Here is an 18,260-nt window from a genome sequence, read left to right on the forward strand (position 1 = left end):
GCTCGGGCCGGGCCCGGGATGTGCGAATCCGGGCGTCGGATGCGCCGGAACACGTCGGATGCCGCACCCTCGGGCACGGCATCCGACGTGCGGGCTCAGCCTCAGGCCGGGCAGTACCCGTAGTGGGTACAGCTCGTCGGAGGACGGAGCCGGTCGTCCACGAGTTCGAACTCCAGGTCACCCACGAGAATGTCGAACGATTCGTCCTCGTCGGCCGATTCGATGTGGAGTTCCGTACCGCCGCGCAATTCCATCGCAATCTCCCTTCCGTGTGCTTTCAGTGAGGGGCGGGTCGGCGAATCGATCACGGGCGGAGAGGCCCACATACCCGCCGACAGATCTCATCATTGGCGGGAATTCCTGGGGACGGCAGCCGAATTCCGGACACTTGTCCGACCGCGCCCGGCCCCGTTGTCCGACCGCGCCCGGCCCCGTTTCCCGGTCGGCGACGGCGGGCCCGGCGCCGACGGGCGGGATCTGCCGGCAGGCCGGAAATTGCTCCTCCGGACGATCCGTCGGGGTCGGGGAGGGCGTCGGTCCCGGGGCGGAGCCGAGTCGATCGACCCGAAGAGGGTGACGTGCCCCATCTCGTCCGGCATACTTCCGATTCATGTTCCTCATCGGCGGCCTGTTCCTCGCCCTCACCCTCCTCGGGGTACCGCTCTGGGCGCTGTTGTCCCTGGGCCGGTACCTCGCCCGCGTGATGAGCCGGCCGCGCCCGGAGCACGCCGCGCGGCACACCGCCACGACGGCGACGGCCGTACGCACCTGATCCACGCGCACCGAGCACGGCGGCATCGTCGGCTCGACGAGCGCCCGGACCACATTCATGCGTCCGTCCCGGCCGAGCCGGCACCCGGACGATCCCGAAATCGAGGACTCCCCTTCCTCGGGAACCGCGACGATATGCCGTCGCCAAAAATGCGCGCATCGATCTTCATCGATCCTGTCGGCCGGCGATGATCAAATTCGCCCACCCATGGCCCGACCTGCGCATACACCCGCCGATATCCATGGCAAACAAGCCGATCAATACCATCTCGGCAGTTGTCACAGATTGGGGAACCGGAATACGATCTTCGCGTTTTCCCCGATCGGCAGGTAATCGATCTTCCGCCGGATTCGCCGCGACACACTAGCCAAGCCGACCGGCCTGCTATACAGTCAATCCCGGTCATCAGTCCGCGCGAAGTCGCACGGGAAAATTTGATGACCCGAACCTTTGGTGAAATCGAAATGAATAGCTGAACCCTAGCCATTCCGAAGCTTCCCCGCGAAGCCGACGCCCTCTCCTCCGGTCGACATCGGCATCGACTCGACCGGACGAGCCGGGGCCCGGCCTCCGCATCCCGACCGCCGATTCTCGAAATTCGAGAACAGGCCGGCAGGGAATCTCGTGCGCACCATCCGACCACTTGTCACCGCCCGACGCGCGCCGCGGACCATCGTTCGACCACCGCGGTGCCCGGCGGCCACCCCTCCGAGAAGCATCCGTCGTGAAGCTCCGTGCGTGCCGTTCCCGACGCCCGGGGCTGTCCCCGGCCGTCACGCGTGTTACGCGCGTCCAACGGGGATTTCGCCGGATGACCAGTCCTGCGCGAGTGCTGGGAGTGTCGTCGAGCCGTGGGGAAACCAGTCGAAAACCGTGTTTCGGGAAACATCGAGCCCCAGTCGGCGCAGTACCGCTGTGTCGGCATCGGAGTCGGTCCCGCCAACCTGAGCCTGGCGTCACTGCTGCACGGGCGCGCGGAGACGCCGAACCTCTTTCTCGACCAGAAGGAGCGGTTCGGTTGGCACGACAATCAACAGATCCCCGGCGCGTCGTTACAGGTGTCGCTGCTCAAGGATCTCGTCATCCTCTCCTACCCGACCAACGGGTTCTCCTTCCTCTCGTATCTGCACGAGCAGGGCAAGATCTACCACTTCATCAACGCCCGGTACGACGCGGTTCCCCGCCGGGAATTCCGGAACTATCTGGAGTGGGCGAGCCGACGCAACGAGAACATCGTCTTCGGCGAAAAAGTGGTTGCCGTGGAGTTCGACGACGCGCGTGACACGTTCGTCGTGCACACCGGTCGGCGTACCGTGACGGCGGAGAACATCTGCGTCGGAGTCGGTACCACATCCTGGGTTCCCGAGCATGCCAGGGACAAACTCGGCGACACCCAGTTCCACGTCAGCGACTTCATCGACGGAACACGCCCCGGACTCGCCGGAAAACGGGTCGCCGTGGTCGGTGGCGGCCAGTCCGGGGCCGAGGCGTTCTTGGATCTGATATCCCGCGCGCCGCAGGAATTACCCCGGCGCGTGACCTGGATCTCGCGGCGCGGGAACTACTTTCCCATCGACGACTCGCCGTTCACGAACGAGTACTACACGCCGAGCTATTCGGAGTATTTCGCCGGGGTGGACCGGGCGGTCCGCGAGTCGCTCAACCGTCGTCATGTGCTGAGCAGCGACGGCATCTCCGAGTCGACGTTGCGGGAGATCTACCAGCGCTGCTACGAGCACCGCTTCATCGAGGGCACGCAGGATCTGCTGGCGCTGCTGCCCAATCGTGGGGTCACCGACGTGAGCGGGAACGAGTCCGGCGGGTGGACCATCGAGATGGGCCACAACGACCGGCCGGGTGTGGTCGAGTACGTGGATGTGGACACCATCGTGTGGGCCACCGGATTCCGTCCGGCGTCGACCGAATTCCTCGCGCCGATCGAAAGCCGCCTGGAACGCGAGGGCGACGAGTATCGCATCGACCGGGATTTCGCCGTGCAATGGGACGGCCCTCGCGATCGCCTCATCTTCATGCAGAACGCGGCACGCGGTCAGCGCGGCCTCGCCGATCCCAATCTGAGCCTGACCGCTTGGCGCAGCCGGCGCATCCTCGACCGGCTTCTGGGGGTGGGCTCCGACGAACAATTGCCGTCGTTCGTGGAGTGGTCCGCCAAACCGCCCGTCGACGACCTGGACGCCCTGTGAGCCGGGAACACACCGATGTGGCGGTCGTCGGCGCCGGAATCGTCGGCTGCCTGGTCGCCCGGGAGATCCTCGCCCGCGCGCCGGAGGCGTCCGTCCTGCTCTTGGACCGGGACACCGTCGGTGCCGGTGCGAGCCGGCGGTCGGCCGGACTGCACTGTCCGCGCGGCGCGACGGAGCGGGTGCGGCGGATGACGGCGTTCAGCCAGCGGTACTACGCGGAACTCAAAAACTACGAGCCCGAGTTGCCGATTCACGCGGTGCCGATGTCGGTGGTCGCCTCCCCCGCGAACGCCGCACGCGTGCGCGAGATCTACCTCGACAGCGCCGAGTTGACCCCCGTCGACCCTCTCGAAGACCGAACCGGCCCGCCCGACCTGCGACTTCCCGACCATGCGCGGGTCTGGGACTGTCGGGGTGCCCAGTACGCCGACGTATACACGCTGGTGCACGACCTCACCCGGGAACTGCGGGCACGGGTGACCCTGCGCGAGGGTGTGCACGTGGACACGCTGCGCGCCGTCGGCCACGCGGAGCCGGGCCCGGGCAGTGTCGAACTCGCCCTCGGCACCGGCGAGACGGTGACCGCCGATCGGGTCGTGTTGGCCCCGGGGCCCTGGCTCGCCGAACCGGCCTGGCGCGAGTTGTTGGCCCCGCTGGGCGCCCGCGTCAAGAAGATCGTCGCCCTGCACGTCGAGCGAGTCCCGACCCGCACCGACCGGGCCGTCGTCTTCCACGACGAGGATGCCTTCCTGCTGCCGCTGCACGCCTCGGGGCACTGGCTGTTCAGCTACACCTGTACGACCTGGGACGTCGATCCCGACGACCTGGCCGGCGGCCTGTCCGCCGACGACGTCGACCAGGCGCGCGCGAGCCTGCGCCGCCACGCCCCCGCGTTGGCCGAACACCGCATTTCGGGACGGGTGTTCTGCGACGCGTACAGCCCCACCGGCGAACCGCAGGTGCGGGCGCTGGGCGGCGGACGCGTCGTCTTCGCCGGCGCCGCCAACGGGTCCGGATATCGGCTCGCCCCGGCGATCGCGGCGGAGGCCGCGGATCTGCTGGACCTGTCCTCGATTCCTGCGCACGCGTGATCGAAGTGAAGGAGCCGTCGTGAAGATCAGCACCTACCGCCCCGACGCCCCCCACGCCGCCGACGGCGTCGCCGTGGCCGCCGTGGAGGCGGGCTCCGCGACGCGGCTGGGTGTCGGCGCGACCTGGGTCGGCGTCGCCCCCGGCGCACGCTCGGAGGCGCACCAGCACGACGAGACGGAGACATGGGTGTTCGTCTCCGGCACCGGGGAGTTGACCGTGGACGCCGAGCGCCATCCGGTATCCGCCTCCACCGTGGTCCAGTTCGAACCGTTCGAGACCCACTCCGTGGAGAACACGGGAGACACCGACCTGCTGTTCGTCAGCCTGTACTGGCGCGACGGCGAACGGGCGATGAACGCCGCCCACGACACCGGGCACCGCGGATTCGGCACCCGTCCGGTGTTCGTCTTCTCCTCCGCGCCCACACCCAACGGCGATCTGCATCTGGGGCACCTGTCGGGGCCGTTCTTCGGCGCCGACGTGTTCGTCCGCCATCAGCGCATGCTCGGCGCCGACGCGTGGCACATCACCGGCAGCGACGACTACCAGAACTACGTGGTGGCCGCCGCCCGTCGGGAGGGCCGCACCCCGGCGCAGACCGCCGCGCACTACAGCGCCGAGATCCTGGCCACGCTGAAGCTGATGGACATCGACGTCCACCAGTACACCGCGACCAGCCGCGACGACGCCTATCCGGCCGCGCTGCGGGCGTTCTTCTCCCGACTGACCGCGTCGGGAACCGTGGCGCCGCGCGAGAGCGCTGCGCTGTTCGCCGCCGACACCGGCGAATACCTGTACGAGTCGGGGGTGTCCGGCCGCTGCCCCACGTGCGACGGCGACAGCGGGGGCAACATCTGCGAGACGTGCCTGGAACCCAACGTGTGCACCGACCTGATCGAGCCGCGCTCGGCGGCGTGCGACGCGCCGCCGCACGAGCGGGCGCTGGTGCGCTACACCTTCCCGCTGCACGAGTTCGGGAAGGTGGTCACCGACCACCACCGGCTCGGCCGGGTCCCGGCGGCGGTCAAGGAGCTGGCCGAACGCCTGGGTCGGCGCGAGCAGTTGCACATCCCGGTCACGCACGTGGCCGAGTGGGGCATCACCCCCGCCGAGAGCGATGTACCGGGCCAGGTGATCTGGTCGTGGCTGGACTACGCCTTCAGCATCCTGTACGGCATCGGCGAACTCGGCCGCGACCTGGGCCGCGACTGGGCCGCGGACGCCCCCTCGCCCGACTGGAAGATCGTGCACTTCCTGGGCTCGGACGGCAGCTTCTTCCACCCCATGTTCATCCCGGCGCTGTACCGGGTCGCGCATCCGCGCTGGCAGCCGGACATCGACTACCACATCAACGAGTTCTACCTCCTGGAGGACAGCAAGTTCTCCACCAGCCGCGGCCACGCGATCTGGGGCAAGGACGTGCTGAACCCCCGCACGGTCGACGCGATCCGCTTCTACCTCGCGCTGACCCGCCCCGAGGGCCGGCGCACCGGCTTCTCCCCCGACGCGTACGAGACCTACGTCCGGGACACCCTCGTCGGCACCTGGCAGAGGTGGCTGCACGACCTGGGCGAGCGCGTCGCCGAGCGATACGCCGGCGTGGCGCCCGACGCCGGCGTCTGGCGGCCCGAACACGCGGCCTTCCTGGCCCGGTTGGAGGCGCGCCGGTCGGCGCTGACCGGCGCGCTGGGGCAGGACGGCTTCTCGCTCAACCGTGCGGCCGAACTGCTGGATGGCATCGTCACCGATGTCACCGCCTTCGTGCGTCTCCAGGCCCCCGCCGCCGACGTGGCCGACTTCAAGGACGAAGCGCGTACGGGGATCGCCCTCGAACTGGCCGCCGCCCGACTGCTGGCCACGTGCGGCGCCCCGGTGATGCCCCGGTTCGCGGAGCGCCTGTCCGCCGCGCTCGGCATCCCCGCGCCCACCCGCTGGCCCGCCCGGGTCGACCTGGTACCGGCCGGGACCGTCGTCGACCTTGCCGGCCGGGAGTTCTTCGCCGTCCCCGGGACGGCCGACGCGCAACCCTCGGCACCGGCCGCCGACCGATCGGACCCGCCGCTGCTCCCGTGGTTCAGCGCGCTGGTGCGCGATCTCCTGCGACTGCCCGCCGACGAGCCCGTGCACGACCGCTCGCTGATCCAGCTGGGGATGGCATCGCTCCAGGCGATCGCCCTGCAGTACCAACTCACCGAGCAGGTCGACGCCGACGTCCCGATCGAGGAACTGCTCGGCGCCCGCACCGTCGCCGAACTGAGCGCGCTGATCGCCGAGGGACTGGACCCGGACGACGTCGCAGCACGCGCGGGGGTGCCGGCGTGAACCACCTCGGGATTCTCCGCGAGATCGAGGCCAGGGGGCTGACCATCTCGGCCGCCGGAGCCGATCTGCGCCTGCAGGGCCCTCGGGAGCGTATGGATCCCGAACTGCTGCGCCTGATCAAGGAGCACAAGGCGGCCCTGGTCGCCCATCTGGACCCGCCGGACGGCTTCGCGCTGACCGACCTGCAACGCAGCTACCTGGTCGGGCGGGGCGAGCACGTCGAGATGGGCAACGTGGCCAGCCACGTCTACCACGAGATCGAGGGCGCCTGGGACCTCGACCGCCTGGAGGCCGCGCTGCGCGCGGTGGTGGCGCGCCACGACGCGTTGCGCACCCGCTTCACCCCCGACGGCCGCCAGGTGCGGGAGGCCGAGGTCGAGGTGCGTATCGGGCGCATGGACCTGCGCGGCGCGTCCGAGGCAACCCGGCACGAACACCTGCGCGCCGAACGCGCTTCGCGCTCGCACCGCATCCTGCCGGCCGACCGCGCGCCGCTCGTGGCGGTCGACGTCACCGTCCTCGCGGACGACCGGATGGTGCTGCACGTCGACCACGACGGCCTGGTCATGGACGCGATCGGCATGTTCCTGTTCTTCCGCGACTGGCGCCGGGCCTACGACACGACGGAGGGTACGGCCGAGGTCCCGACGGAGGAGGCGTCCTTCGAGGCGTACGTAGCTGCCGTGGAGGCCGCGCGCACCCGGGCCCCGGCGAAGCGGGCCCGCGCGTACTGGATGGACCGCCTCGACGACCTCGCGCCCGCCCCGGACCTGCCCCTGCGTACCAGCCCCTCCTCGATCGTGGCACCACGCTTTTCGGCGCGCTTCGCCCGGCTGAGCGAGCCGCGGTGGACCGCGCTCAAGGCTCGCGCGGCGGCGGCCGGACTCACCCCCTCCGCAGTGCTGTTCGCGGTCTACGCGGACACCCTCGCGGCCTGGGGCGCCGGTTCACGGTTCACGATCAACACCACGGTGGCGAACCGTCCGCCGATCCACCCGCGCATCTTCGAGGCCGTCGGCAACTTCTGCGAGACGATGCTCGTCGAGATCGAGGTGGACCGGCGCCTGCCCTTCGTCGAGCGGGCCCGCGCGTTGCAGGCCGGGCTGCGCCGAGGGTTGGACAACCGGCACTTCACCGGCATCGAGGTGTTGCGCGAGGCCGCCCGGCGCGGCGACGGCGCGGCGCGCGGGCCGATGCCGTACACGTTCAACAGCGCTCTCGGTTACGCGCACGCCGACGTCGACGGCTCGGCCCTGGAGCTGTTCGGGCCGGAGGTGTACACCTCCAGTCAGACCCCGCAGGTGTGGCTCGACGTCTCCACGTTCGAGCAACACGGCGGCGTGGTGGTGCAGTTCGACAGCGTCGACGCACTGTTCCCGGACGGCCTGGTGCCGGACCTGGTATCGGGCTACCAGCACCTCCTGGAGGCTCTGCTCGCCGAGGAGTCGTGGTCGGCACGGACGTTCGACCTGCTGCCCGAGGCGCAGCGCGAGCGCCGCCGGGCAGCCAACGCGACGGCGACGCAGCCGCCCGCGCCGGGCATGTTGATCGACGCGTTCCTGGCGCACGTGGAGCGCGCGCCGGACGCGCCCGCGGTGCTGACCGCGGGCGCCTGGCTGAGCTACGCACAGGTGTACGGGCACGCCGCGCACGCCGCCGCCTGGTTGCGCGCCCACGACGTGGGCCCGGACGAGTTGGTCGGGCTGGTGATGCATCGTGGGCCCGAGCAGGTCGTCGGCATTGTCGCGACGCTGCTCGCCGGGGCCGCGTACCTGCCGGTCGATGCCGCGCTCCCGCCGGCGCGGCGCGCGTACATGCTGGACAACGGCCGGGCGCGGGTGGTGTTGACCAACGACGGGGAGGCGGGCGCCGAGGCGGGACGCGAGGTCCTGGTGCTCGACGCCGGCCGGCCGCTGCCGCCGGGGCCGGTGCCCGATCCGCGTCCGGTGCCCGGCGTGGCGAACGACGATCATCTGGCGTATGTGCTGTACACGTCGGGGACCACCGGCGAGCCCAAGGGGGTCATGGTCGCTCGCGGGAGTGTGGCCAACGTGGTCGCCGACTGCAACGCGCGCTTCGGCATAGGACCGGCGGACCGCTTCTTCGGGATCAGCGCCTTCAACTTCGACCTGTCCGTCTACGACGTCTTCGGCGCCCTGTGCGCCGGGGCGGCCGTGGTGTTGCCGGACGCGGACCGCGCGGCCGATCCCGCGCACTGGTTGTCGTTGTGCGGCCGGGCGCGGGTGAGCGTGTGGAACTCGGTGCCGGCGATCGTGTCGTTGCTGCGCGACCAGGCGGCAGAGGGCACGGATGCGCTGGACACGCTGCGCCTGGTGATGATGAGCGGCGACCGTATTCCGCCGACGTTGCCGCAGGAGTTGCGCAAACTCGTGCCGGACGCGCGGATCGTCTCGCTGGGCGGGCCGACGGAGACCACGATCTGGAACGTGTCGCACCCGATCGGCCCGGACGAGGACGGCTCGCGCAGCATCCCGTACGGCCGACCCAACGCGAACAACCGGGCGTATCTGCTCGACGAGTTCGGGTGCGACGTGCCCGACGGGGTCACCGGCGAGATCTGGGCGGCCGGGGTGGGTCTGGCGCGGGGCTACTGGGACGACCCGGAGCTGACCGCCGAGCGCTTCGTGCTCGACCCGGAGCGCGGCGAACGCCTCTACCGGACCGGGGATTTGGGCCGCTATCTGCCGGACGGCGAGATCGACATCCTCGGCCGTGGCGACTTCCAGATCAAGGTGAACGGCTATCGCATCGAGGCCGGCGAGGTGGAGACCCGACTGGTTGCGCTGCCCGCCGTGGAACGCTCGGTGGTCTCCCGGCAGTCCGGCGCGCGGGGCGACCGGCTGGTCGCCCATCTGGTCCCGGCCGGCGACGAGCGCCCGGATGTGGACGCGGTACGCGCCGCGCTGCGCGCGCATTTGCCGCAGTACATGATTCCGGCCGCCGTGTACTGGCACGCCGCGCTGCCGTTGACCCGCAACGGCAAGGTCGACCGGGCCCGACTCGCGGCCGCCGCCGAGGCGGTCGCGCCGGCGTCGGCCGCGCCCACCGCCGCCGATTCGGAACTGGAGCTGGTGGTCGCCGGATTGTGGGCCAAGCCGCTGCGCGTCGCGGACACCGACCTGGACGTCACCCGCCCGTTGTACGACCTGGGCGGCGACTCGCTGGTGGCCGCGCGCATCCTGGCCGGGGTGCGCAAACGCTTCGGTCTGACCATCACGCTGGACCGCCTGCCGGAGGTGGACACGATCCGCACGATGGCCGCGCACGTCGAACGCGGCCTGGCCGAGCGCGCCGGGGCGGGGGCGAGCACGCCGTGAGCGATTCGGTGATCAACCACATCGTCTCCCGGGCCCCCTCCCCCGGCGGGCACATCTCTTTCTTCCGGCTCGGCGGGACTCAGACCATGGAGCTGACCGAACTGCACACGCGTGCCGGGCGCCTCGCCCTGTGGTTGCGCGACCTGGGCTTCGAGCGGGGCGACCGGATCGGCATCCTGGCCGCGAACGGCCTCGGATGGGTGCTGCTCGATCTCGCGGCGATCCGCCTGGGCGCGGTGACGGTGGGCTTCGACCCCGCCAAGTTCGACACCGACACCGGACTGCGCGAACGCTACCGACTGGCCGTGCTGTTCACCGACGGGCAACCGCAGGCCCCCGGCAGCAGGGCGCTCACCGAGATCGAGGTCGCGTCGGCCCTGCCGGACGACGGTCGCGTCCTGGAACCGATCGTCTACACGCCCGACGACGTGTTGTCGCTGAAGCTCACCTCGGGCAGCACGGGCGAGCCCAAGACGCTCACCGCGTCGGTCGGCAGCATCGACGACGATCTGCGCGCGGTCCAGGAGATGTTCGCGCACGGCGACGGCGACAACCTGCTCGTGTTCCTGCCGCTGTCGGTGCTCCAGCAGCGCTACTGGACGTATTCCGCGCTGCGTTGGGGCCACGACGTCACGATCTGCACCTACGAGGCCGCGTTCCCGGCGCTGCGTGCGATCCGGCCGACGGTGGTGATGGGCGTGCCGGGGTTCTTCGAGACGGCCAGGAAGCACATCGAGGCGCGGATGCGCGGCGCGGGCACCGACACGGACGAGGCGACCGCGCGCCGCGACGGCGCGCGACGGTTGTTCGGCGACCGCATCCGCTACCTGTGGACCGGTTCGGCGCCGGCCTCGACCGGCACGCTGACCTTCTTCGAGGACGCGGGACTGCCGATCTTCGAGGGCTACGGCCTCAACGAGACGTGCATCGTCACCAAGAACCATCCCGGCGCGCATCGGCGGGGCAGCGTCGGGCGTGTCCTGCCGGGCAAACGGGTGATCCTGGACGCCGAAGGAGTGATTCACGTACGCGCCGACCACCCCGTGTGCGCGGGCTACGAGCAGGCGCCGCCCGGGGTGTCCGAGCGGGTGTTCGCCCCCGACGGCACGGTGCGGACCAACGACATCGGCCGACTGGACGAGGACGGATTCCTGTACGTGCACGGCCGCGCCGACGACGTGATCGTGCTCGACAACGGCCGCAAGGTCGTCGTACGGCCGCTGGAGGAACGGATGAAGGCCAGTCCCGCGATCGAGGAGTGTGTGGTGTTCTGCCCGACGCAGACCCGGCTGGTCGCCGTGGTCTCCCCGGCGGCGGGGGTGGGCGGACCCGAACTGAAGCGCGCCGTCGCCGCGCAACTCGCCCGTACCAACGCCGCGTTCGGGCCCGACGAGCAAATCCGCGCGGTGGTGGTGGCCAGTCCCCGATTCAGCGTCGGGAACGGACTGCTCACCTCTCAGCTCAAGCCCAGGCGCGGGCGCATTCTCGACGCCTACCGTGCCCGGATCCACGACACCGAGGGAGGCATCCATGCAGTCCGAGATTGAGACCGTGGCCAGGACGAACCTGGCCCGGGTGTTGGAGTCCGACGTCGCCCCCCAGGACCTCGACCCGGACCAGGACATGGTCGGCACGTACGGATTGACTTCACTGAACAAGGTCTTGTTCCTGATGGCCGCCTGCGACGATGCCGGGGTGGACCTGGCCTGTTTCACCGAACCCGACGTCGCGGCCATGAGCACGCTGCGCGATGTGACCGAGGCGCTGTCGCGCCACGCCGGAAAGGCGGCTTGAGATGACCTGGGTGCAGACGGCTTCGACGACACTGGAGAACGAGCACGTCCTGCTGCGCCCGATCGTCCCCGAGGACCGCGAGGCGATCCGCAAACAGGCGATGGACCCCGAGATCTGGCGCTACTTCGTGCTGGTGATCGCCACCGACGCCGAGTTCGACGCGTTCTTCGACGCGGCGCTGGCCGATCAGGCCGCCGGTCGCCGGGTCGTCTACAACGTGATCGACAAGTCGGTGGACCGCACGGCGGGCAGCATGAGCTTCTGCAGCATCGCCGAGCCGGACGGGCGGCTGGAGATCGGCTGGTCGTGGCTGGGCGCCGAGTTCCGGGGCAGGGGCATCAACCGCTGGGCGAAGTTCCTCATGCTGGAGCACGCGTTCGAACAACTGGGCGCCGAGCGGGTGGAGTTCAAGACCGACGTGCTCAACCTCCAGGCACGCGCGGGTCTGCGCAACATCGGCGCCACCGAGGAGGGAGTGCTGCGCAGCTTCAACCCGATGCCCGGCGGGCGGCGCCGCGACGCGATCTACTACAGCGTGCTGCGCGGTGAATGGCCTTCGGTGCGCGGGCAGTTGCTCGCCGGGCCCAAGGTGACCCGGCCGACGGGGCAGGCATGACCACCGACACCCTCGCGGTGCCGGTGGTGCGGGCCCGGGGCGACGCCTTCGCGTGCGGGCGGCGGCACGGCGTCGAGCGCGCGGAGAGCCTGCGGGCCTTCCTCGACGACGGACTGGCCCGGTTGAACCGGGTCGGGACGACCCCGGTGTCGTGGGCGACGCTGCGGCCCGTGCTGGACGCCTACCGGGTCGAGATCGAGGGCCAGACGCCCCTGCTGGCCAAGGAGTTGCGCGGGCTGGCCGAGGGCGCGGGGCTCGATGCCGACGAGGCGCTGCTGCTGCAGATCCGGCGCGAGGTGATGGGATACCAGCGCATCCCGACCATGGGCGACTGCACGACGTACGCCGTCGCCGGCGCGGCCGGTCCGGTGCTGGCGCAGACGGTCGACCTCAACGGCGACCTCGACGACCAGATCTGTGTCCTGGACATCGCGCGGACCGGCTCGCCCCGCCGGGTCCTGGTGCTCGGCTTCGGTGGGCTCCTGGGCTATCTCGGGATCAACAGCGACGGCCTGGCCGTCGGGCTCAACCTGGTGCTGGGCGGCAGATGGCGGCCGGGCCTGCCGCCCTACCTGGCCATCCGTCACCTGTTGGACAGCGCCGCCGACGTGGACGAGGCGGTGCGGATCCTGCGCACCCTCAAGCTCGCGAGTTCGCGGAACCTGGTGTTGTGCGATGCCCGCAAGACGGCGTGGGTGGAGATCCTGGACGACGAGCAGCGGGTGAGCGTGTCCTCGACGAGCATGCACACCAACCACTTCCTGCACCCGGACTTCCTCGCCCACGACGAACTCAACGTCTTCGCCCGCAACTTCTCCCGACAGCGCCTGGAGGCCTGCCGGGTCCGGGTGGGCGAGTTGCCGCCCGAGGCGGGCGTCGAGGCACACTTCGCGTTGCTGTCGCGAGCGCCGATCCGGGTCGAGGGCAACGGCGACATCCGTCGCGAACGCACCGTGGCGGCCGTGGTGTTGCGGCCCGACCTCGGCGAACTGCACGTGCGGCCGGGCGATCCGGCGCTGAACCGCACCCACTCGTTCTCACTGCGCGCGTCCGCGACACTCGGCGGGTCCGCGTCGTCGGAGGTGATCTCGTGAGTGTGTCCGTGACCGGCGACGGCTGGTTCGTCTCGCGCGACGACGCCGCCGCGCACACCCCGCTCGTGTACTGCTTCGCGCACGCCGGCGGCGACTCGCGGTCGTTCCTGGCCTGGCAGGAGGAGTTGGGCGACGAGGCCGAACTGGTCGCGGTGTGCCCGCCCGGCCGCGCGCACCGGGCCCGCGAGACCCGCCCGACACTGGCGGAGTTCGCGGACGGCGCGGCCTCGGCGATCCGGGCCCGGGCCGGCGCGCCGGGCGCCGATGCCACGCGGCCGATGTACCTGTTCGGGCACAGCCTGGGCAGCCTCGTCGCGTTCGAGACCGCGCGGCGGTTGCGCGATGTACCCGCGCTGCGCCGGTTGTTCGTCTCCGGGGTATCGGCCCCCTCGCTCGCGCCCTCGGAGCGGGTGTGCCGGCTCGCCGCCCTGGAGGGCCGCGAGTTCGCCGAGGCGCTGGAGTTCTTCGAGGGCCTGCCTCCGGAGGTGCTGGCCCAGGACGAGGTCCTGGACCTGCTGCTGCCCGGCGTGATCGCCGACTTCCGGATGGCCGCCGGCTACGAGTACACGGCCGCCGCACCGCTGGCGGTGGGCGTCACGGTGATCGCCGGGCGCGACGACCCCTATCTGTCCGCCGACAAGGTCGCGTTGTGGGAGGGGGAATGTGTGCGCCCGCCCGAGTGCCACTGGGTCGACGGCGGCCACTTCCACTTCCGCGACAAGGGCCCCTCGGCGGTGATCGACCTGCTGCTGAGCGCCGTTCGGGCCGACCAGCACGTCGAAGTGATCTGACCCTCAGTGATCCGACCCTCTCTCAGCGCGTGACCACATGAGCGCGTCGACACACCGGCGCGTCGACACATCGGAAGGAACGGCAATGCTGCTCGACCCGGCTGACCAGTACCGCAGGGGCCTCGCCTTCAAGGAGGCGCACGAGAGCGCGGGAGCGTTCGTGGTGGCGAACGCGTGGGACGCGGGCAGCGCCCGCCTGCTGACGGGGCTCGGCTTCACCGCGCTGGCGACCACGAGCGCGGGACTGGCCTTCGCGCTGGGCCACTCCGATGGCGTGAACCTGCTGGATCGTGGCCAGGCGCTGGACAACGCGCGCGCGATCGTGGCCGCGACACCCCACCCGGTCAGCGCCGACCTGGAGAGCTGCTACGGCGCCTCGGGCGAGGAAATCGCCGAGACGATCCGTCTGGCCGCCGACGCGGGCCTGGTGGGCGCGTCCATCGAGGACGCCACCGGCGACCCGGGCGACCCGATCCTGCCGATCGAGGTTGCCGTGGAGCGGGTGACGGCCGCAGTGGCGGCGGCCCGGGCGCTGCCGTTCCCGTTCACGCTGACCGCACGGGCGGAGAACTTCCTGCACGGCCGGCGCGACTTCGCGGACACCCTCGCCCGGCTCCGGGCGTACGAGGCGGCGGGCGCCGACGTGTTGTACGCGCCGTGCCTGCCCGACGTCGAGGCGATCCGCACCGTGTGCTCGGTGCTCGACCGGCCCGTCAACGTGCTCGCGGGAGTCGGACCGGCGTTGTCCGTCCCGGAGTTGGAGAAGCTGGGCGCCCGGCGGATCAGCCTGGGCTCGGCGTTCGCCCGGGCCGCGCTGGGCGGTTTCCTGCGTGCCGCGCGCGAGGTGTACGAACACGGGACGTTCACCTTCGTCGGCGAGGCCGTGCCCTACGCCGAGGCGAACACGCTGATGTCCGCGCCGGCCGGCGCGGCAAAGGAGGACGCGTGAGCGCAGTGGCCGCCTACCTGCACCAACCGCGCTACGTGCTGGGCGAGTTCGAGGTCGCGCACACGAGCATCGCCAATCTGGCCGCGCGTGCCACGGAGTTCAGGATGGCGCCGACGCCCGACCTGTGGGGCTGGGGGAGCGTGCGCCGGACCGAGCGCGGCCTGGCCGAGCTGGCCGCGGAAAGCGCCGCGGCCACGCTGCGCGCCGGCGCGAGCGATGCCGACGCCGTCGTGTTGTGCTCCACCCGCGTGCCCGGACTCTCGGAGGGGCACGGCGCGTTCATGGAGACGTTTCTGGCCGAGGCGGGCCTGGGCGACGTGCCCTTCTACGGGCAGAACATGAACCGCTGCGTCAACCTGCTGGCCGCGATCGACACCGCGACCGCGTTCGTCCGCGCCGGCCGCCACCGGCGGGTACTGGTGGTCACCACCGACAGCGCCGCGCACGAGGACGACCGGATGGCGAGCTACGCGCTGTTCAGCGACGGCGCGGCGAGCTGCCTGGTGACGGCCGCCGGCGAGATCGCGGGCGGCTACGAGATCCTTGCCTGCGCGAGCGCCCAGGACCGGGACAGACTGGCGCACTCCAACGAGATCAGCGCGGACCTGGCCCGCACCGTGAACGAGCGCCTGCTCACCCCCCTGGGCATGAAGCCGGGCGACATCGCGGGCCTGATGCACGCGAACATCTTCAAACCCGTGATCGTGATGAAGGAACGACAGGCCGGCTTCACCCCGGCCCAGCTCCATCTGGACAACATCACCCGCGTGGGCCACTGCTTCGCCGCCGATCCGCTGATCAACCTGGTCGACCGGGCCGAGGCGGGACACGTACAACCGGGCCGGCACTACCTGTTGGCCGCCGGCGTCCCCGGGCAACGGATCGGGGTGTTGTTGCGCCGGGCCGGCGCATGAGCGCGGACGAGACACCACCGAACGCCCGAGTTGGAGGCTCAGGATGACCACCGCACCGCGTACGCCGGGTCCCGGCCGTGCCTTCGTGCCCTTCGTCCTGCCCGACACCGTCGACGCGCTGCCGCACCGGCCGTTCGTCTTCGGCCGCGCCGCCCTGGACCGGGCGCGGGCGGCAGTACGCGCGGAGCCGGTCGAGGTGTTTCGCACGCTGCTGCGCGACCAGGAGTCGGAGTCGACGCTTCTGGTCGCCCGGTATGTGCTGGACGCGTTCCTGGCCGATGCGGGCGGCCGGGGGTCGAGTGGCGAGAACGGCGCGGACGAAGCGTCGGCCGACGCCGCACTTGGAGCCGAGGCCGATGTCCTCGCCGAGGCGATCGCCGCCGAAGTGCGGGCCGCCCGGGCCGAGTCCGCCGCGAGCCTGGACGCGCTGACCCGTTCGGGTCCGGCGGCGCGCGCGGAAGCCCTGTGCGGGCGCGCGCCGTTGGCGCTGGCGGCCGGCTGTTGGCTGGACACGCTCTCCCAGCCCGCGACCCAGCCGTCCGTCGTGGTCAACCGGCTCTTCGCGCACCACCTGACGCTGCGCGGCGGCGGCAACCCCGAGCGCGGCCAGGCCCGGTCGCGCCGGCGCGCGCTGGAGGACGCGGGTGTATTCCTGCCGGAGCTCGCCGCCGCCGACTTCGCGGACCGGGCCCGCATCCGCCCGCTCACCGCGCTGCACGCCGCCTTCTACCTGGCCCTGTCCCGGCTGCCGGCCAACTTCCTGCCCGAGGTCTCCGGCGTGCACTACGCCTTCCTCGCGCTCGGCGTGGACGACCTGCTCGCCGACACCGCGCCGCTGCTGCCGGAACCGGCCCTGCGCGAGGTGCTGGCCGAACACTTGGCCGTGGCCGGACCGGCCGCGCGCCGCCGGTTGTACACCGCCGTGCGGCTGACCCTGGAGCTTGAGCGGGAGCACGTCGCGATGCTCGCCGAGCACGCGGCCTGGCGTGCCGGCCGCACCCTGGAGTCGCGGGTCGCCGCGATCATCGCGCGCCACGCCCCGCTGGCCGGCCGGCAACACGGCGGCACCCGGGTCGGCGGCAAGGCGTTGACGGACGTCTTCGGCGCCGCCCGGATCGACCTCGCGGGATTCCTGACCGACCTGCGTGAATCCGGATACCTGCGCGGGCCCGGCAACGGCGACTGCCGACTCCTGGACGCGATGCGTTTCGGCGGGCCGATGTTCGGAATCTTCGACGAGCACGAGGCGGCCACGTTCCGGGCCTGGGCGGTGAGCGTACAGGCGGGTGACCGGCCTGCCGTGGAGATCTCCGCCGAGACCGCCGGCGACGTGGCGGCCGAGCGCCGACGGGCCGCGATCATGCGCAGCGACCCGGCCGATGTCGTGATCGCCGAGGCCGAACCCCGCGACCACCGCGAGTTGTTCCACCACCTGGTCAACATCGAGAACTTCGCCAACACGCTGCCGCTCGCCGCCGAGCGGGCCGAACAGTGCTTCCGGGACGCGGAGATCCTGTTCGTACACGGGGCCGGCGGCCGGTACACCGACGCGACCTGGTTCGACTACAGCCCGCGGGCACTGTACGAGCGGGCCGAGCGGGTCTACTGGGAGAAGCTGGTCGACCCCTACCAACCGCTGCGGGAGATCCCGGACCGCGACGAGGTGTTGTTCCGGCAGTCCACCTACTACCTCACCTACCTCATCGACGGCGCATGGCTGCACCGCCTGGGCAACCTCGGGCACGACGAGCGCGAGACCGACGCGATGTTGTTCGCGATCTACGCCGACGAGATGGGCAACGGCGACCTGCGCAAGAACCACATCACGCTGACCCATCGGGTGTTGGCCAGCGCGGGTATCGAACTACCGCACATCCGCGACGAGGCGTTCATCGAACAGGACGAACTTCCCGACGACCTCTATGGGTTCGCGATCCAGCAGTTGTGCATGTGCCTGTTCCCCGATCGTTTCCACAACGAGATCCTGGGCTACAACCTGGCGATCGAGATGTTCGGCTCCGGCGAGATGCGGCTGCACGAGATCCAGAAGTTGCGCCGGCACGGCATCGACGACTGCTACGAACAGGCCCACTTGACCATCGACAACTTTTCCGCCGGGCACGCCAAACAAGCCGCCGACATCATCGTCGGTTTCCTCGACCGGGTGCGGCGCACCGCGGGCGAGGCGGCGGTGGCCGAGCAGTGGCGCAGGGTCTGGCGCGGCTACGCCTCCTTCGCGTACTTCCTCGAACAGCCCCTGCTCAAGCGCATATCCGCCGGTGATGCCCCCGCCGAACCCGACACCGAGTCCGGCGACCCTTCCTCCCCGGGCGCGACCGACGACTTGGCCGACCTGGTCATCTGAGTCGGCCGT

At 70.8% G+C, this 18,260-nt stretch carries 14 protein-coding genes; 13 read left to right on the plus strand and 1 reads right to left on the minus strand.

Annotated features, from left to right (window positions below; translation table 11 throughout):
- Positions 1-101: 101 nt before the first annotated feature.
- Complete coding sequence (locus tag ACFXKZ_RS41680) at positions 102-254, minus strand: hypothetical protein (protein WP_380009708.1); 153 nt, start codon at positions 252-254, stop codon at positions 102-104.
- A gap of 356 nt (positions 255-610) precedes the next feature.
- On the opposite strand from ACFXKZ_RS41680, the gene ACFXKZ_RS41685 reads away from it, so the two are divergent.
- The 13 genes from ACFXKZ_RS41685 (at position 611) to ACFXKZ_RS41745 (ending at position 18,251) form a co-directional block, all read left to right on the plus strand.
- Positions 611-772 carry a hypothetical protein gene (locus ACFXKZ_RS41685; protein WP_380009711.1) on the plus strand — a complete coding sequence of 54 codons (162 nt, stop codon included), beginning with the start codon at positions 611-613 and terminating at the stop codon, positions 770-772.
- A gap of 851 nt (positions 773-1,623) precedes the next feature.
- Positions 1,624-2,976 (plus strand): lysine N(6)-hydroxylase/L-ornithine N(5)-oxygenase family protein, encoded by a 1,353-nt coding sequence (locus ACFXKZ_RS41690; RefSeq protein ID WP_380009714.1) that lies wholly within the window; start codon positions 1,624-1,626, stop codon positions 2,974-2,976.
- Positions 2,973-4,067 carry an NAD(P)/FAD-dependent oxidoreductase gene (locus ACFXKZ_RS41695; protein WP_380009717.1) on the plus strand — a complete coding sequence of 365 codons (1,095 nt, stop codon included), beginning with the start codon at positions 2,973-2,975 and terminating at the stop codon, positions 4,065-4,067. Before ACFXKZ_RS41690 ends, ACFXKZ_RS41695 begins: the two co-directional genes overlap by 4 nt.
- Positions 4,068-4,086: 19 nt before the next feature.
- Positions 4,087-6,390, plus strand: coding sequence for a class I tRNA ligase family protein (locus ACFXKZ_RS41700; protein ID WP_380009720.1), 2,304 nt, complete (start codon positions 4,087-4,089; stop codon positions 6,388-6,390).
- Positions 6,387-9,728, plus strand: a complete 3,342-nt coding sequence (locus ACFXKZ_RS41705; RefSeq protein WP_380009723.1) for an amino acid adenylation domain-containing protein — start codon at positions 6,387-6,389, stop codon at positions 9,726-9,728. Before ACFXKZ_RS41700 ends, ACFXKZ_RS41705 begins: the two co-directional genes overlap by 4 nt.
- Entirely contained in the window at positions 9,725-11,275 is a 1,551-nt protein-coding gene (locus ACFXKZ_RS41710) for an AMP-binding protein (protein WP_380009726.1), read from the plus strand. The genes ACFXKZ_RS41705 and ACFXKZ_RS41710 overlap by 4 nt, the downstream gene beginning before the upstream one ends.
- Positions 11,259-11,522, plus strand: a complete 264-nt coding sequence (locus tag ACFXKZ_RS41715; RefSeq protein WP_380009729.1) for an acyl carrier protein — start codon at positions 11,259-11,261, stop codon at positions 11,520-11,522. The genes ACFXKZ_RS41710 and ACFXKZ_RS41715 overlap by 17 nt, the downstream gene beginning before the upstream one ends.
- 1 nt (position 11,523) lies before the next feature.
- Positions 11,524-12,138 carry a GNAT family N-acetyltransferase gene (locus ACFXKZ_RS41720; protein WP_380009732.1) on the plus strand — a complete coding sequence of 205 codons (615 nt, stop codon included), beginning with the start codon at positions 11,524-11,526 and terminating at the stop codon, positions 12,136-12,138.
- Positions 12,135-13,232 carry a C45 family autoproteolytic acyltransferase/hydolase gene (locus ACFXKZ_RS41725; protein ID WP_380009735.1) on the plus strand — a complete coding sequence of 366 codons (1,098 nt, stop codon included), beginning with the start codon at positions 12,135-12,137 and terminating at the stop codon, positions 13,230-13,232. Before ACFXKZ_RS41720 ends, ACFXKZ_RS41725 begins: the two co-directional genes overlap by 4 nt.
- Positions 13,229-14,023 (plus strand): thioesterase II family protein, encoded by a 795-nt coding sequence (locus ACFXKZ_RS41730; protein WP_380009738.1) that lies wholly within the window; start codon positions 13,229-13,231, stop codon positions 14,021-14,023. The genes ACFXKZ_RS41725 and ACFXKZ_RS41730 overlap by 4 nt, the downstream gene beginning before the upstream one ends.
- A gap of 85 nt (positions 14,024-14,108) precedes the next feature.
- Complete coding sequence (locus ACFXKZ_RS41735) at positions 14,109-14,972, plus strand: isocitrate lyase/phosphoenolpyruvate mutase family protein (protein WP_380009741.1); 864 nt, start codon at positions 14,109-14,111, stop codon at positions 14,970-14,972.
- Entirely contained in the window at positions 14,969-15,886 is a 918-nt protein-coding gene (locus ACFXKZ_RS41740; RefSeq protein WP_380009744.1) for a 3-oxoacyl-ACP synthase, read from the plus strand. Before ACFXKZ_RS41735 ends, ACFXKZ_RS41740 begins: the two co-directional genes overlap by 4 nt.
- A gap of 43 nt (positions 15,887-15,929) precedes the next feature.
- The gene (locus ACFXKZ_RS41745) at positions 15,930-18,251 is read left to right on the plus strand and encodes an iron-containing redox enzyme family protein (protein WP_380009747.1); all 2,322 of its coding nucleotides are present in this window, start codon (positions 15,930-15,932) and stop codon (positions 18,249-18,251) included.
- The last annotated feature ends 9 nt before the right edge of the window (positions 18,252-18,260 follow it).

Origin of the sequence: Embleya sp. NPDC059237 (assembly GCF_042754105.1) — a bacterium.
In the GTDB taxonomy this organism is placed as follows: Bacteria; Actinomycetota; Actinomycetes; order Streptomycetales; family Streptomycetaceae; genus Embleya.

Excerpts from the sequence above, each read along its gene's own strand:
- ACFXKZ_RS41680 (WP_380009708.1), bottom strand. The coding sequence starts at position 254 with ATGGAATTGCGCGGCGGTACGGAACTCCACATCGAATCGGCCGACGAG.
- ACFXKZ_RS41685 (WP_380009711.1), top strand. The coding sequence starts at position 611 with ATGTTCCTCATCGGCGGCCTGTTCCTCGCCCTCACCCTCCTCGGGGTA.
- ACFXKZ_RS41715 (WP_380009729.1), top strand. The coding sequence starts at position 11,259 with ATGCAGTCCGAGATTGAGACCGTGGCCAGGACGAACCTGGCCCGGGTG.
- ACFXKZ_RS41720 (WP_380009732.1), top strand. The coding sequence starts at position 11,524 with ATGACCTGGGTGCAGACGGCTTCGACGACACTGGAGAACGAGCACGTC.
- ACFXKZ_RS41725 (WP_380009735.1), top strand. The coding sequence starts at position 12,135 with ATGACCACCGACACCCTCGCGGTGCCGGTGGTGCGGGCCCGGGGCGAC.
- ACFXKZ_RS41735 (WP_380009741.1), top strand. The coding sequence starts at position 14,109 with ATGCTGCTCGACCCGGCTGACCAGTACCGCAGGGGCCTCGCCTTCAAG.
- ACFXKZ_RS41745 (WP_380009747.1), top strand. The coding sequence starts at position 15,930 with ATGACCACCGCACCGCGTACGCCGGGTCCCGGCCGTGCCTTCGTGCCC.